Here is a 14,908-nt window from a genome sequence, read left to right on the forward strand (position 1 = left end):
CCCGGGCAAATAATTAACCCTCATTTCTGCTATATGGATAATGCTCAAGAAGCAATGCCACAACATGATTATAACTTATTTTCCCGCTTTTGACCCCATTAATCTTGAGGGTAGAATCGACGAAGCGGTCGGCTGCTTTCCTCACAGATTCTGTTGGAAGAAGGGCTCCTTCTTCGACTTTGGCCCAGTCATTATCAGTTAGAAACACGTTGTCCTTCCTGACCTGTGGGTTGATAGGAAGAGCCAGGGCATATTCTTCATCTCCTACGGCATAATAGTATTCGTTGTTGACATAGTTTAGCACTCCCAAATATCCGCTGTATCTGAAGTACTCGTCATCTGATCCTATGCAGGCCAGGAAAGCTATGAGATTGGCCTCATCCTCCAGGATATAACCATTTGTATGGCCTAGCTCGTGACACATTGTAAAGGGCAGTCGCAGCCTGTTCATTACGGTATTATAGTTGGCTTCCATGGAAAAGGGGAAATAATAACCCTGCATGTTTTGCTGACTTATAAATCCTGAGAAAAACAGCCCTTTTGGCTTTGTTTGCCATGATGAAATATGAGTAAATATCTCATTTTGCTCGGCCAGGCTTACAAGTGCTTCTCCTGCCATGGCCTTCATATCACCCTTAAACAGGGGCTTGCCGTCTTCGTCCCTTGCTATCTCCCCGCTTAGCTTATTGCAGTGCTCCACTATATCATTTCTAAGTGCCGTAAGTTCTTCTACAGAGTATGATTCCGGGCAAGACAAAGGCTTTGCGTGATAGAGTGCAAAGCAGTTGAGGTTCATTATAAGTATCACGGTGACCAGGATCCATGCTGTAAAGCTGTAAAAAAAGCTCCTTATTGACTTAGATCCTTTTCTTAGCGGCGGGACGATCAGTATGATGAAAAGGAGCAGGTCAATAGCAATAAGAACGAGACTTGCTATTATCATTAGCTCACCAAGAGAAAAGGGGAGACTTTTAGATATCATGAGCAGGGGAAATGTGACATAAGGGAATATATTATTGGTATAGAAGTCTGCAAAATCTTCTGATAGCCATGTTAAGGCATAAAAAGCCGCCGTAAAGGATAGTATCACTACCATCATTTTCGGCGGCTTATTTTTGGCTTTAATAGTCCTTGTGCTAGCTTTGGTGGCCATCAGCTCATGACCCTCACACTGTCAAAAGAAGAAATGCGTTCTTCGAATTTTTGCTTTAACGCCTCAAGAGTATCACTGCATAGTCCGGGCAGATCATCCTTGATAGAGCTCTTTGCTTGCTCAAATCCTGTAGATGCTGCATTTGAAAAATCTATGAGCATTGCAGGATTATGCTCTGCCATGGTAAGAGCATAATCAAAGAGTCTGTCTGAAGTCTCTTCGCAGCTCCAGTATCCACCGCTTGCGACATCTCTTTTGGCTTGATTCTTGGCAGATTTATCAATCGTAAATTTGCCGCCCGAAACAGTTCCCCAAAGAGTGTTGTTATTTGCTTTCGTATACGCATTGAATTGATTGCATATGGAAGTGGAAACCAGTCTTGCGAAGCTCTCAGCGCGATTTGCATCATGGATTCTGATCGCGCCTACGTTTGCTTTTGCTAATTTGCTTGAAGATACAACTGTTTCTGTTGCCGATTTCACTGAAGGTTTACCGTATACAGCTGCCGCTCTCCTAGCGTTGTACCCCATCTGAACATCTATTGCCATAGTGTTCACCTCCGTTGGTCAATGTGCTGCTTCGTTATCTTGTTTAAAACCCTTTCAAAAAACATTCGGCATGTATACCTTTAGATAAAGAAGGTGTACATCTAGAATAACACATATCTCTATACGATAAAACAATTATTTTTGATAAATTTACGAAAAAACGTTTTTATTTTCAAAAAGTTATATAGTTTCCATATAATAATGCTTATATAGCGTGCAAGAAACTTTTCCATTTCAAATGGTTTCTGAATTTTAGAAAATAAAAAAACCGGACAAAAGAGAACTTTTGTCCGGCCAATAATTATACTAATTCAATTATTTCTTGTTAACAGCGTCCTTCAGAGCCTTACCAGCCTTGAACTTAGGAGCTGTAGAAGCAGCGATCTTGATCTCTGCGCCTGTCTGAGGGTTCTTACCCTTTCTAGCTGCTCTCTTAACTGTCTCGAATGTACCGAAACCAACCAGCTGAACCTTGTCCTTCTTCTTCAGAGCCTTTGTAACAGTATCAACGAAAGCCTTTACTGCTGCATCTGAATCTTTCTTGGAAAGACCTGTTTCCTTTGCGATTGCATCAACTAATTCACTCTTGTTCATTTTGTTCCCTCCACTTTAGGATTGATTTGATAAACTGTACGTGAATGAGGCTATGCCTCTCAAACAAGTTTATTCTATCGCAATATACGAAATGATGCAACATAAATTGCCGATTTTAAGCCGATTTTCAAGGCTTTTTTTCAAAAATCCCACTGTTTTCGGGCTTTGTATCAGAAAAGAGCTTAATGACTTCAATATTTATGCCAAACGTGATAAAATGGTGTCGAAAAGAGGGCGGCCCAGAGGCATTTGGAGCGAGGCCACAGCAAACGGATTTACCTAAGGAGGGGGAGAAAAGTGAATAAAACAGAGGCGTTAACTGCACTTAAGAATAATGGCTATAAAGTGCATGATACAGACGGTATACTTTATATAGATATGGTATCCTATACAGCAACTGACATCAAAGAGATTCGTAAGACCATGGATAAGCTGGGCTATCACAATTCCTGGGGTATCAGGAAGGTTGCTGCAGGCGTTTCTTCTATAGATAATACCGATACAGTGGATGATCTAGAACTTGCTGTATCAGAAGAGACTGTGGTTGCTGCTGCGGATACAGCTCCTGAAGAGGTCGCAGCAGCTTTGGATGATAACATATCTCCAGCAGCTACTGCTGCTAAGAATCTGGATGATGATATGGATACGGATGCTTTATTTGATATTGAGACAGCCAAGGATTATGAGCAGTATTCGCTCTTTGATATGGTTGCAGGTTGATGTTAGTAGATTTTATTATAAGAATCTCTGGAATGTATGCAAATAGACCATTTGGACTGACTAATGCCGCTGGGGCTATTTGCCGGATTGGTTTATGGTCTGGAACAGAAAACAAATAAAAAATCAGGTAGAAGAAAACTTCTACCTGACCGATAATGCTTAATTATTTCTTGTTAACAGCATCCTTCAGGGCCTTACCAGCCTTGAACTTAGGAGCTACAGATGCAGAGATCTTGATCTCCTTGCCAGTCTGAGGATTGCGACCTGTTCTAGCTGCTCTCTTAGCTGTTTCGAATGTACCGAAACCAACCAGCTGAACCTTATCCTTCTTCTTCAGAGCCTTTGTAACAGTATCAACGAAAGCCTTTACTGCTGCATCAGAATCTTTCTTGGAAAGACCTGTCTCCTTTGCGATTGCATCAACTAATTCACTCTTGTTCATTGTGTTTTCCTCCGTTTGGATTATTTTATAAACTAACATCCTCTATTTTACGCCATTTTCGAGGATTTAACAAGCGAAAATACTCATTTTACGCCAGTTTCGAGCAATTAATAGTGAAATTACTTAGATATTACAGCGGTTTCCTTCTTTGCAGGTGCCTTTTTTGCAGTAGTTTTCTTGCTTGTGGAGGTCGCCTTCTTTGCAGGTGCCTTCTTTTCAGCAGTTTTAGCAGCTGCAGTAGTCTTCTTTGCAGTTGCAGCCTTCTTTGTGGGTGCTTTCTTCGCAGGCGCCTTGGCTGCAGGAAGTTCTAACTGGCTATATACGAAGAGAATCTTGTCCAGATCTCCCCATACCTTAACTGTCTCGTTATCATAGCTTTCCTTCAGGTCAGCCTTCTTTTCGGACAGCTTGATGGCCATATCAGCAGATGTTGTAAGGATCGCATCATTATCAAAATATTCGTAAGGCTGTACATTTACGCTTCCGTCTGTAAATTCAACGTACAACGCACCTTCGCCTTCACCCTCGATATTAAACTGAATGGCTACGTGTTCGGTAACCTTGGATGCATCAAGTTTGCCATAATTTGTCTTTAACTGTGCTACAAGCTCTTCATAATTCATTGTGTATACTCCTTTTTGTATATTCATAAACTACTTAAGCTACATGCTACTTGTTTAATTATCGCACATTTGCTTCCATTTTCAATAGAAATGTCCATTATAAAGCAGCATTATAGTCGTAATAAAGATAATCTGATTCAATATTATACTTACAGTATTAAAAATATACAAGTATCACCGCTATATTTTATACATTTATTTATGCTTATTGCTATCTATGAGCCGCTGTGTGGTCATCTGTTTAATGAGCTTTACGAGTGATAAGTATACCGCTTGCACCAAGCTGGCCTTTTTGGTCCCACTTACGGGAATATATAACTTCTGCATCTTTGTCAGGGATGATGGCAACGGCTTTCTTCTCACAGTTAAGATATACGTGGAGCTCTTCTCTTTCATCTGGCTTTATATAGGAAATAACACGTTTCTCCGGAACATCATTAGGGAAGTGGAAGTTTCTGCTCTTGCATGAGGGAAGAGTCTTTCTCATACTGATAAGCTTTTTCATTTCAGAGATTTCCCCATCCTTAAGACCTGCGGCTATCTCATCCCAGGGCATGCATCTTCTGCAATCCGGATCATGGGCTCCGTCCATAGCTACTTCCGTACCGTAGTAAATACATGGGCTTCCGGGCATGGTAAATAGTACAGCCAGCTGCTGATAAAAGATATCTATATCATGTCCGGCCTTATCAAGGAGTCTGTTTGTATCGTGAGAATCCAGCAGGTTGAACAGCACGTCATTTACCTGGGAGTAATACATGGTAAAGCATCTGTTGATGTCATATTCAAAACTCTCTCTTCCTCTGTTTTTGTAGATCCAGAAATCTGCTATTGCAGTGGAAAGGGGATAGTTCATTACAGAATCGTATTCATCGCCAAGGAGCCATGATATGGAGTCATGCCATACTTCGCCCAGAAGGTAAAAGTCATCCTTCATACGCCTTGTCATATATCTAACAGCCTTGAGGAATGAATGGGATATCTCGTTGCCTACGTCAAATCTAAGGCCGTCTATATCAAAAGTATCAATCCAAAATCTGATGATATCCAGCAGATAATCCTGAACCTGAGGATTACTGGTGTTGAGCTTAGGCATATATTCTGCAAAGGCAAAGGAATAGTATCTGCCATCTCTGGTATCTCTACCCTGCTCTATAGGCCACTTATTGACCATATACCAGTCTGCATATTCTGAAGACTGCCCCTTTTCCATGACGTTTAGCCAGAAGGGATGGTCGTATCCGCTGTGGTTAAAGACTGCATCAAGCATTACCCTTATTCCTGCTGCGTGGGCTTCATCCACCAGGGCTCTCAGGTCTTCGTTGCTGCCAAAATGAGGATCTACTTTTTTATAATCCCTCGTGTTGTATTTGTGGTTACTCTTTGACTCAAATACAGGATTTAAGTATATTCCATTGATTCCCAGTTCCTTGAGGTAAGGAATTTTATCTCTGATGCCACGGATATCTCCGCCGTAATAGTCTTTAAAGCCCACCTTGCCGCTCTGCCAGGGAAGGACATTCTCAGGATCCAGACTCTTATCACCGTTGCAGAATCTCTCCGGAAAGATCTGGTACCATACCGTGTCATTAACCCATGCAGGTGTCTTGCATACATCAGCAGGGTTCATCCAGGGCATTATAAAGTAAGAAAGGGACTTGCCTTCGTGATGCATCTCTTCGTCGTTGTAGAAGCCGTCTTCAAACATATAGACTATCTCATCTTTAGAATGGATCTCGAAGAAGTATTTGCATCTCTTATATTTGGGCTTAAGAGTAGTGGTCCACCAGATGTGGTTCTTTAGTCTCTTCTTAAAGCAGATCTCTTCTCTCTGGCCGCTCCAGGCTTCATTGCCGCCCATGATGCCGGCTTCGTAGGGATCGCCGTGTATGATATAGACTTTGTCGGCGTCATAGCCCGTCTTGATATTGATGATCAGTCTGTCTTCATCCAGGGGATAACAGTACTGCTCTGACATTCTGTGATATATTGCACTTAGATTCATTTTAATGCTCCTTTTGGAAAACGTTTTCCGTGATAATGTCAATTTACTCTATATTCTCAAAAGAGTCAATAGCCCTGTTTATAAAATAATTTAATAGTTTTTCGCTCTATGAATTTAGCTGATATACAAAGAGCAGGTGATTTTGCGGATTCTATAAAACGCTTTGTAAAAGAGCTAACTACTTTTGCTACATAAACACTCATATATCTTTAGATTGGAGGATCTGATGAAAGTACGTAAGATCGGCGTGACCAGAAAGCTCATAATCATAACCTGCGTGGTTGTTCTGATCCTCATGAGCTGGTATTTTTATTGTACACCTTGTCTATTATCATCAGCTTGTAAGACAGGTAATAGATAAGGAGTGCGCTATATGAGATTATTTGATTATCTTTCTGCAATATCCGGCATAGGTGTTAAAGCTAGCAGAGATTACCATATCTATCTTGGAGATTCATCCAGATATGGAGTGGATGGATGCCTTCCCGAAGGCTTTGATATCATATTTATCTCCAGAGAGTCGAGGGAAGAGGTCTATAATAGCTATAAAAACAGGGTCAGGAATTATTTTGGCAGTCTTAAAGACGTGTCCATGGACTTCTGCGAGATAGGGAAAAGAGCACTGGCAGGCGCTATAGCCCAGAATCTGTATCTGGGCGGCGCCGTAGAAGATGTAGTGAGCGCCGCCCTTGATTACAGCGAAGATGATCTGGATATGATGGACGAAAGAGATCTGGCCAGGGATATATATGCTCTGGGCGAGTCGGCCATCCCTTACTACTATATCAACTATAATGAAAAAGAAACCGGTGGAAGGATAATAGATTTTCCTATTGCATCACAAACTGACTCTGATAAAGCTGGTAATAGAAGCCTTTGTCATTCATCAGACTCTTATGATTGCCTTGTTCAATGATATTACCGTCTTTCATCACCAGAATGATATCGGCATCTCTTATGGTGCTGAGTCTGTGAGCTACGATAAAGCTGGTCCTGCCCTTCATCATGTGTGCAAAAGCGTCCTGGATTTTCATCTCAGTTCTCGTATCTATGGATGAAGTGGCTTCGTCCAATATCATGACAGAGGGTATCTGCATCATCACTCTGGCTATGCATAGCAGCTGCTTTTGTCCTTGAGACAATTCGTCTCCGCCTCCGTTTATTACAGTATCATAGCCCTGTGGCAGACGTTTGACAAAGGAATGTATATGGGCCATTTTGGCAATCCTTATCATCTCCTCTTCGCTGATATCGGGATTGGCCATAGTGATATTCTCTCTGATACTGGCAGATTTGAGCCAGGTCTCCTGAAGTACCATGCCGTAAGAAGTTCTCAGTGCATGTCTCGTATAATCCCTGATATCTGTGTTATCAAGATATATGGAGCCTTTATCTACATCATAGAATCTCATAAGGAGATTGATAAGTGTAGTCTTGCCACAGCCTGTGGGACCTACTATTGCTATGGTCTGGCCAGGCTCTACATGGAGACTTAGATTCTCGATAAGTGATCTGTCACTTGTATAAGAGAAGGATACATTCTCAATATCAAATCGGCCCTGTACATCAGGTTCAGATATTGCATCTGCCTTGTCGCATGTCTGAGGAGTCTCGTCAATAAATGAGAATACAGCCGCTGCACAGGCTATAGCGTTCTGCAGCTCTGTAACAACACCTGAGATCTCATTAAAGGGCTTGGTGTACTGATTGGCATAGCTCAAAAATGCTGAGAGCTGACCAATAGACATCCTGCCTCTTATAACCAGGAGGCCTCCACTTACACCTACTCCCGCATATATCAGACCGTTGATGAATCTGGTAGAAGGATTGGTCAGTGATGAAATAAAGGTAGCTTTAAGTGATACCTGTCCCAGCTTCTCATTGATCCTGTCAAAATAATCACATACCTTTTTTTGCCTGCCATATGCAGATACTACGTGATGGCCTTCTATCATTTCGGCAATCAGTCCGGTCTGTTCTGCTCGTATGGAAGACTGGTCCTTGAAGAGGTTAAAGGTACGCTTTGCAATAAAGCCTGCCACAAAAAAAGACAATGGTGTCAATATAACAACTGCAAGAGCAACAGGTACGCTTACTAAAAGCATAAAGATCAGAGTACCTGTGATGGTGATAATACCTGAGAAAAGCTGTGTGAATCCCATGAGAAGTCCGGCGGATATCTGATTGGTATCTGTTATTATCCTGCTCTCAATCTCTCCGTGGGAGTGACTGTCAAGATAAGACAGGGGAAGCTCCTGGATCTTCTTAAAGGCTTCTATGCGGATATCCCTCACCATGCTGTCCGCCAGTCTGTTATTACACAGGCTCATAAGCCATTGGCAGACACCGGATATAAGTATGCAGGAGAGGATCAGCATTAGAGCCTGTCTGACTCTGGCAAAGTCCACAGCTCCTTTGCCTGTCATGCCATCCACTGCCATGCCTATCAGCCTGGGTACCATAAGGCCAAGCAGTACTGATATCAGTGCCAGTAGTAATGATATAAAGAGGAAAATCCTGTATTTACCTATATATGAATATACTCTAAGGAGGGTCCTGTATCTGGAAAACTCTCCTTTTTTATTGTCTTTCATCAGCTTTCTCCTTTGGGAAACTGAGAGTAATAAATCTCCTGATATACTTCGCATGAAGACAGCAGCTCATCATGGGTACCCTTGCCGCAGATCCTGCCATCGTCCAATACGATTATCTGGTCTGCATTAATGACTGAAGCAGCTCTCTGGGACACGATAAAGGTGGTGATGTCAGGATCCATGGCAGCAATGGACTGTCTTAGTCTGGCATCAGTAGCATAATCCAGCGCAGAAGCGCTATCATCCAGTATCAATATTCTTGGCTTTCTTATCAGCGCTCTTGCAATGGAGAGACGCTGCTTTTGGCCTCCGGAGAGGTTTCCTGCATTTTGCTCCAGTCTGTAACCTAGCCTGCCCTCTTTTTGCTCTACAAAGTCCAGGGCCTGAGCGGTAGAAAGAGCTGCTCTCATATCATCTTCATCTGCGTTATCAAGGCCCCAGCTTAGGTTTTCTGCAATAGTGCCTTTGAAAAGCCTGGCTTTTTGAAGAACCACTCCTATCATTTCCCTTAGGCTGTCTAAATTATAGTCTTTGACATTGTGGCCAAAGACCATGACTTCGCCGGCCGAAGCATCATAGAAACGGGGAATAAGGCTTATAAGTGAAGATTTGCCGCTTCCTGTACCGCCTATGATTCCTATTGTCTCGCCCTTTTTGACCTGTATATCTATATTTTCCAGGACATCTTCCTGGTCATTGTTATAGGCAAGGGACACATTTCTGAATTCTACTGCATATGCGGCCTTGTTATCTGCTGTATCAATATTGCCGTATGTCATTTCAGGTGCTATCTGCAGCACATCATTTATTCGCTGGGCACAGGCCAGAGCTCTTGTGATCTGTATGATCAGATTGGCCAGTTTGACCAGCTCTACCAGTATCTGCGACATGTAATTGACCAGAGCGACCAGCTGACCGGTGCTGAGTAGCCCGCTATCGATCCTGACTGCTCCTCTGCTTAAGAGGAATATGATGGCTATATTGATCATTATGAAGGTCAGGGGATTGAGTAATGCTGATATCCTTCCTGTGAAGAGCTCAAGCTTTATCAGAAGGGCATTGTCTTCCTCAAAGCTGTCCTTTTCGCTTGGTTCCTTACCAAAGGCTCTGATGACCCTTACACCTGTAAGATTCTCCCTGACTCTTGTTAGCACTTTGTCCAGGCGACTTTGTACCTTTTTATATAAAGGGATTGTGATAAGGAGAATAGAGAATACTACAATGGCCAGGAGCGGGATGATGATAACAAAGATCACTGCAGATGAAGGATCTACAGTAAAAGCCATTATCATGGCTCCGAAAACCACAAAGGGAGATCTCATAAAGAGACGCAGGAACATATTGACCCCGCCCTGGACTTCATTGATGTCTCCTGTTATTCTGCCGATGAGAGTGTCTGTTCCCAGTTGGTCTACCTGTCCAAAGGACAGCTTCCCGATATGTTCAAAGAGAGCATGACGCACACCTGTGCCAAAGCCTACTGCTGCTTTGGCAGAAAAAAACTGGGCGGTAGCAGCTGCTGCAAGACCCAGGATTCCAAGAATGACAAGAAGAAGACCCATTTTCAGCACATATGCGCTGTTACCAGACCCTATTCCTTCGTCTATGATCGACGCCATTACAAGAGGCACCGCAAGCTCAAAGCACACTTCAAGGAGCTTGAGCATAGGAGCAAGGAAGGCTTCTACTTTATAGGCCTTCAAATATTTTAACAAACCGGACATTTTTATTTTATCCCCTCATTATCTTTGATTTTTGCTGGCAAGCTTCATATCATACATTCTTCTGTCAGCAAGCTTGTATATTTCGATTGGAGCGCAGTTTCCATTGTCGATCTCCATGCAGTCTGCGATGCCATAAGCCGAATCTATGACAAAAGGCTGCTCCTTGCTTATCTCCTTTTCGAGCTCTATCATTTTGTTGATATGTTCTTTTTCTTTTCCTCGAAACTCACTATTTATCAGGATCGTGAATTCGTCGCCACCGAAACGGTAGATCTTGCCTATGGGCTCAAAGGCTTCTCTAAGGATCTCAGAAAAAGCGCATAATAGGTTATCGCCCACATTGTGTCCAAGGGTGTCATTGACTATTTTTAGATTATTAAGATCCATTGCGATTATGGAGTACGGCATCTTGGTATTTTCATACTCCATAAAGTCTTTATCAGCCATAGTTCTGTTGCCCAGTCCCGTCAGCTGATCAGTAAAGGCCATTTTCTCATAGGTATTTTTCTCAAACTCTATTGAGATGATCCTGTAGATCTCCAGATAGTAACTGATAATGAGCATTACCAGCATGACAAATACTCCATAGGGAATAAATGAGGACGAAAAACCTGCATTCTTGTGGAAAATCCCTTTGGACACTATGTATCTGATTATATCAAGTGCGCCTGAGAAAACAAGGGCTTTGACGCCTATCTGAAGGGCGTGTTCGCTGTCTCCTACTTCACCCTTAGGTTTGCGAACAAACAGTACCGCAGAAATACCGAAGATTAATGTCAAAATATGGAAAGGTGTCAGCAAATAGGGCAAATGGCATGAATTGTCAAGCTGCAATACAATTGCTCCTATATCGAATATCAGGAGGGCGTAGGTAATAAATCTCATTAATTTATAACGCCAGGTATAATTGCTTTTCCATGTGCTGAGCAGGAAAAATCCAAAAGCAGTAGGTGCTACATAGAGACTGATATATTCAAGTATGGTATTTTCAAGCATATTGGGCTGTAGGACCTGCATGAGTTTGGCAGTTGTCATAGCCCAAGTCCCTATGGCGCTGCAGGTTATACCAACATGGATAACACTGCTTAATTTCTTTTGATATAAGGTAAGTCCCAGGCCTACTATAATAAAGAGCAGACCAAATACGATCAGAAATATGGACACACAAAAACGAAGAGAATTGGCTTTGAGAAATTGACTGTAGACCTGATCGGTAGAAATGATGGAAACGTTCTCAAGGACTGAGAAAGCATTGTCCTTAGAGGGCCTGATTACGATCCAGATATTCTTACCGGCGCTGTTTTGAGGAAGGGGTATGAAGTGAAGACCGGTGCCTACCAGTTTGTTTTTGTTAAATAGTTCAGAACCATAGCTGTAGACCAGCTTATTGTTGACATATACGTCTATTGCGCTAATGGGCAAAGGAAAAGATACCACGGCAAAAGTTGGTATTCCTGTGGGGATCTTGTTTTTCAGGCTGATATTGGATTTGCGGGATATATCTGTAAAAGAGTATTCGTCCAGATCAACAGTGCCATAGTCATTATGATTGATCTCCAGCTGCCAGCCGCTGCTAAAGTCACGGCTTCCGTTATGCTGTTTGGACAGATTTATAAAGTCAACCAAGGACGCAATGATACACAGAATCATTGTGAAGATTACCATGATCCTGATCATCATTGAATTATTGATCTTTTCGCTTTTTTCAGGCATTTATTTTCCCCAGTCTTTTTTCACGCTTTTTATTGCAGTCAAAAATCCTTTTATCTATAATATACTCATGCTATCACTTCACTGTAGTGAAGTAGTTTGGAGGTAAGCAATGAAAACACAAATCGGTATTATCGGCTACGGTAACCTGGGCCGCGGCGTGGAACTGGCAGTAAGAGCTGCAGAAGATATGGAGCTTGCTGCCGTATTTACCAGAAGAGATCCTTCTCAGGTAAAGATCATATCTGAGAATGTACCTGTTCTGTCCATGGATCGTATTTCCGAATACGCAGGTAAGATAGATGTCATGATGATCTGCGGAGGAAGCGCAACTGATCTTCCTGTTCAGACTCCTGAGTTTGCATCTATGTTTAATGTTGTTGACAGTTTTGATACTCATGCACGCATCCCTGAGCATTTTGCAAATGTTGACAAGGCGGCTAAGGAAGGGGGCCATGTAGGTCTTATATCCTGCGGATGGGATCCGGGTCTTTTCTCTCTTAACAGAGTATATGCCAATGCTATCCTGCCTGATGGCAAGGATTATACTTTTTGGGGCAAAGGTGTAAGCCAGGGTCATTCAGACGCTGTAAGACGTATCAAGGGCGTTAAGAATGCCAAGCAGTACACTATTCCAGTTGATTCTGCTATTGAAGCAGTTCGTTCAGGCGAATGTCCTGAGCTTACTACTCGCGAGAAGCATACCAGAGAAGTATTTGTTGTAGCAGCTGAGGGAGAGGATACAGCTCGCATTGAAAAAGAGATCTGCGAGATGCCCAACTACTTTGCTGACTATAATACCACCGTTCACTTTATTGATGAAGAGACATTTAATCGTGATCACTCAGGTCTGGCTCACGGCGGTTTTGTTTTCAGGAGCGGCCGTACAGGAGAGCATGGCGAGCACAAGCATGTTATTGAGTATAGCTTAAAGCTTGATTCCAATCCGGAATTTACTACAAGCGTACTGGTAGCTTATGCAAGGGCAGTCAAAAGATTTGCGGATGAGGGAAGAAAAGGATGTATCACGGTTCTTGATGTTCCTCCGGCATATCTTACTACTATGTCTGGTGAAGACCTCAGGGCAAAGCTTCTCTGATCCTTATGTTAAGATATCGGTTTTTGTACCGGGGCAGATAACCCCCGGCAAGAGTCCGTTTCCTAAATGTCGGATATTTAAAACGGTGACCGCTAATCGTATCCTCGTCACATTATTGTGATAATAGGACCTTGGGATATGCGGTCACCGTTTTAGTTCTTTATAAACTTCCGTCTGCTGCTTTCATCATGAGAGCGCATTCTATTCTCTTCTTGAAGAGCTCACAGCCATACTCATAGCTGCCATGAATATCGCCGGTTGCATGAAGTGCATTGGCACTGCAGCCTCCTGCACAGTACATGCGGGCCCAGCAGTCCTTGCATTCAGGCCTGGAATAAACATTGCAGAGCTTAAACTCGTCTCTAAGCTCTGTGTTGGTCACGCCGTCCCAGATATTACCCAGCTTATAGTCTTCATCACCTACAAACTGATGGCAGGGATAGAGATCTCCCCAAGCAGTGACAGCCATGTACTCTGTTCCCGATCCGCAGCCTGATACTCTCTTATAGATGCAGGGACCATGCTGGAGATCGATCATGTAATGATAGAATGTGATGGGCTTGCCATCCTTCTTTCTTCTGATCATATCCCTGGCCAGGATCTCATACTGCTCCTTGAGGATCGGAAGGTCTTCCTGTGTAAGAGCAGAGGGGCTTGAAGGATCTGTAACAACAGGCTCCATACTAAGCTCCGTAAAGCCAAGGTCATCTGCCATATGGAAAATATCCTTGGTAAAGTCTGTATTAAAGTGGGTATAGGTCCCCCTCATATAGTATCCCTGGCCGCCTCTGGACTCTACCAGCTTCTGGAACTTTGGTACGATCCTGTCGTAGCTTCCATTTCCTGCCAAGTCTACGCGGAATCTGTCATTGACTTCTTTTCTGCCATCAAGGGACAATACAACGTTGTAGCATTCCTTATTGGCCCATTCAATGACCTCGTCAGTGATACCGATTCCGTTTGTGGTAAGGGTAAACCTGAAATTCTTATTATGCTCTTTCTCTATGGACCTTGCATAGGCAACCAGATCCTTGCAAACTTGAAAATTCACAAGAGGTTCGCCGCCAAAAAAGTCTACTTCAAGGTTTCTTCTACTTCCTGAGTGCTCAACCAGATAGTCCAGAGCTCTCTTCCCGGTCTCAAAGCTCATAAGTCCGCTGTCGCCCTTGAATTTGCCTTGAGCTGCAAAACAATATGAGCAGTTAAGGTTACAGGTATGAGCTACCAGTAGGCATAGAGCCTTTACCACAGGATTTCTCTTCTTAAGCTCAAAGGAAGTGTTTCTGAACACATCCTCGGAAAAGAGCTTGCCTGCAGCTATCAGTTCCTCTATATCATCAAAAACATCTCTGATATCATCTTTGGAAGACTCCGGATGCTCTGAAGAGATCTTCTCTATAAGCTCTGCCACCTTATCCTTGGGAAGAGCCTCTCCTATAGTACCGGTCTTGTTGTCTTTAGAATCGGGAGCTGCTGCGGTCAGGCTCAGGCTCTTTCTTGCAGCATCATAGTCCCTGATGGCATCATATGCCAAAAGGTCAGTTACATGTACGCTGCCGCTGAAGACATCCAGCACTATATTGTATCCGTTCATCTGATATTGGTGGATCATTTATACTCCTTTACAATCCGTTATCTGTAATGCGTAAAAAGACCGAAACGCCAGGCGGCGTTCCGGCCTTCTTGGTAATCGTTT

Annotated in this window: 14 protein-coding genes; 4 read left to right on the forward strand and 10 right to left on the reverse strand. The window is 42.9% G+C overall.

The window, feature by feature from the left end; genetic code table 11:
* Window positions 1–13: 13 nt before the first annotated feature.
* From G636_RS0108435 to G636_RS0108445, 3 genes are all read right to left on the reverse strand, one after another.
* Entirely contained in the window at window positions 14–1,153 is a 1,140-nt protein-coding gene (locus tag G636_RS0108435) for a DUF3810 domain-containing protein (RefSeq protein ID WP_026507691.1), read from the reverse strand.
* Window positions 1,153–1,701 carry a hypothetical protein gene (locus G636_RS0108440; protein WP_026507692.1) on the reverse strand — a complete coding sequence of 183 codons (549 nt, stop codon included), beginning with the start codon at window positions 1,699–1,701 and terminating at the stop codon, window positions 1,153–1,155. The genes G636_RS0108435 and G636_RS0108440 overlap by 1 nt, the downstream gene beginning before the upstream one ends.
* A 315-nt stretch (window positions 1,702–2,016) precedes the next feature.
* The gene (locus G636_RS0108445) at window positions 2,017–2,295 is read right to left on the reverse strand and encodes an HU family DNA-binding protein (RefSeq protein WP_026507693.1); all 279 of its coding nucleotides are present in this window, start codon (window positions 2,293–2,295) and stop codon (window positions 2,017–2,019) included.
* Between the two features lie 297 nt (window positions 2,296–2,592).
* Here G636_RS0108445 and G636_RS0108455 point away from each other — a divergent pair, with 297 nt between their 5' ends.
* Window positions 2,593–3,015 (forward strand): hypothetical protein, encoded by a 423-nt coding sequence (locus G636_RS0108455; protein ID WP_026507695.1) that lies wholly within the window; start codon window positions 2,593–2,595, stop codon window positions 3,013–3,015.
* A gap of 163 nt (window positions 3,016–3,178) precedes the next feature.
* On the opposite strand, the gene G636_RS0108460 is transcribed toward G636_RS0108455, so the two are convergent.
* The 3 genes from G636_RS0108460 to G636_RS0108470 all read right to left on the reverse strand — a co-directional run bounded on the left by G636_RS0108460 (window position 3,179) and on the right by G636_RS0108470 (window position 6,085).
* Window positions 3,179–3,457 (reverse strand): HU family DNA-binding protein, encoded by a 279-nt coding sequence (locus tag G636_RS0108460; protein WP_026507696.1) that lies wholly within the window; start codon window positions 3,455–3,457, stop codon window positions 3,179–3,181.
* A gap of 119 nt (window positions 3,458–3,576) precedes the next feature.
* Complete coding sequence (locus G636_RS20295) at window positions 3,577–4,080, reverse strand: SCP2 sterol-binding domain-containing protein (protein ID WP_196803060.1); 504 nt, start codon at window positions 4,078–4,080, stop codon at window positions 3,577–3,579.
* Between the two features lie 241 nt (window positions 4,081–4,321).
* Window positions 4,322–6,085: a glycoside hydrolase family 13 protein gene (locus G636_RS0108470; RefSeq protein WP_026507697.1), complete on the reverse strand. Its 1,764-nt coding sequence runs from the start codon at window positions 6,083–6,085 to the stop codon at window positions 4,322–4,324.
* A gap of 226 nt (window positions 6,086–6,311) precedes the next feature.
* Here G636_RS0108470 and G636_RS20975 point away from each other — a divergent pair, with 226 nt between their 5' ends.
* Both G636_RS20975 and G636_RS0108475 read left to right on the forward strand, forming a co-directional pair.
* Complete coding sequence (locus G636_RS20975) at window positions 6,312–6,446, forward strand: hypothetical protein (protein ID WP_256379606.1); 135 nt, start codon at window positions 6,312–6,314, stop codon at window positions 6,444–6,446.
* A gap of 12 nt (window positions 6,447–6,458) precedes the next feature.
* Entirely contained in the window at window positions 6,459–7,001 is a 543-nt protein-coding gene (locus G636_RS0108475; protein WP_026507698.1) for a hypothetical protein, read from the forward strand.
* Here the strand turns inward: G636_RS0108475 and G636_RS0108480 are convergent.
* The 3 genes from G636_RS0108480 to G636_RS0108490 are packed head-to-tail and all read right to left on the reverse strand — an operon-like array spanning window position 6,916 to window position 12,116.
* Complete coding sequence (locus G636_RS0108480; RefSeq protein WP_026507699.1) at window positions 6,916–8,679, reverse strand: ABC transporter ATP-binding protein; 1,764 nt, start codon at window positions 8,677–8,679, stop codon at window positions 6,916–6,918. The two genes, G636_RS0108475 and G636_RS0108480, sit on opposite strands and share 86 nt — an antisense overlap.
* Window positions 8,679–10,403, reverse strand: a complete 1,725-nt coding sequence (locus G636_RS0108485) for an ABC transporter ATP-binding protein (protein ID WP_026507700.1) — start codon at window positions 10,401–10,403, stop codon at window positions 8,679–8,681. The genes G636_RS0108480 and G636_RS0108485 overlap by 1 nt, the downstream gene beginning before the upstream one ends.
* A gap of 18 nt (window positions 10,404–10,421) precedes the next feature.
* Window positions 10,422–12,116 carry a GGDEF domain-containing protein gene (locus G636_RS0108490; RefSeq protein WP_026507701.1) on the reverse strand — a complete coding sequence of 565 codons (1,695 nt, stop codon included), beginning with the start codon at window positions 12,114–12,116 and terminating at the stop codon, window positions 10,422–10,424.
* Window positions 12,117–12,225: 109 nt separating this feature from the next.
* On the opposite strand from G636_RS0108490, the gene G636_RS0108495 reads away from it, so the two are divergent.
* Complete coding sequence (locus G636_RS0108495; protein ID WP_026507702.1) at window positions 12,226–13,212, forward strand: diaminopimelate dehydrogenase; 987 nt, start codon at window positions 12,226–12,228, stop codon at window positions 13,210–13,212.
* 160 nt (window positions 13,213–13,372) lie between these two features.
* Here the strand turns inward: G636_RS0108495 and scfB are convergent, their stop codons facing one another.
* Complete coding sequence (gene scfB, locus G636_RS0108500) at window positions 13,373–14,824, reverse strand: thioether cross-link-forming SCIFF peptide maturase (RefSeq protein WP_026507703.1); 1,452 nt, start codon at window positions 14,822–14,824, stop codon at window positions 13,373–13,375.
* Window positions 14,825–14,908 lie beyond the last annotated feature (84 nt).

The sequence above is a fragment of the Butyrivibrio sp. MC2013 genome (assembly GCF_000424585.1).
In the GTDB taxonomy this organism is placed as follows: Bacteria; Bacillota; Clostridia; order Lachnospirales; family Lachnospiraceae; genus Butyrivibrio.

Bases quoted from the DNA above. Each gene is read 5' to 3' on its own strand.
- G636_RS0108435 (WP_026507691.1), bottom strand. From the start codon at position 1,153: ATGGCCACCAAAGCTAGCACAAGGACTATTAAAGCCAAAAATAAGCCG.
- G636_RS0108440 (WP_026507692.1), bottom strand. From the start codon at position 1,701: ATGGCAATAGATGTTCAGATGGGGTACAACGCTAGGAGAGCGGCAGCT.
- G636_RS0108445 (WP_026507693.1), bottom strand. From the start codon at position 2,295: ATGAACAAGAGTGAATTAGTTGATGCAATCGCAAAGGAAACAGGTCTT.
- G636_RS0108460 (WP_026507696.1), bottom strand. From the start codon at position 3,457: ATGAACAAGAGTGAATTAGTTGATGCAATCGCAAAGGAGACAGGTCTT.
- G636_RS20295 (WP_196803060.1), bottom strand. From the start codon at position 4,080: ATGAATTATGAAGAGCTTGTAGCACAGTTAAAGACAAATTATGGCAAA.
- G636_RS0108470 (WP_026507697.1), bottom strand. From the start codon at position 6,085: ATGAATCTAAGTGCAATATATCACAGAATGTCAGAGCAGTACTGTTAT.
- G636_RS20975 (WP_256379606.1), top strand. From the start codon at position 6,312: ATGAAAGTACGTAAGATCGGCGTGACCAGAAAGCTCATAATCATAACC.
- G636_RS0108475 (WP_026507698.1), top strand. From the start codon at position 6,459: ATGAGATTATTTGATTATCTTTCTGCAATATCCGGCATAGGTGTTAAA.
- G636_RS0108480 (WP_026507699.1), bottom strand. From the start codon at position 8,679: ATGAAAGACAATAAAAAAGGAGAGTTTTCCAGATACAGGACCCTCCTT.
- G636_RS0108485 (WP_026507700.1), bottom strand. From the start codon at position 10,403: ATGTCCGGTTTGTTAAAATATTTGAAGGCCTATAAAGTAGAAGCCTTC.
- G636_RS0108490 (WP_026507701.1), bottom strand. From the start codon at position 12,116: ATGCCTGAAAAAAGCGAAAAGATCAATAATTCAATGATGATCAGGATC.
- G636_RS0108495 (WP_026507702.1), top strand. From the start codon at position 12,226: ATGAAAACACAAATCGGTATTATCGGCTACGGTAACCTGGGCCGCGGC.
- scfB (WP_026507703.1), bottom strand. From the start codon at position 14,824: ATGATCCACCAATATCAGATGAACGGATACAATATAGTGCTGGATGTC.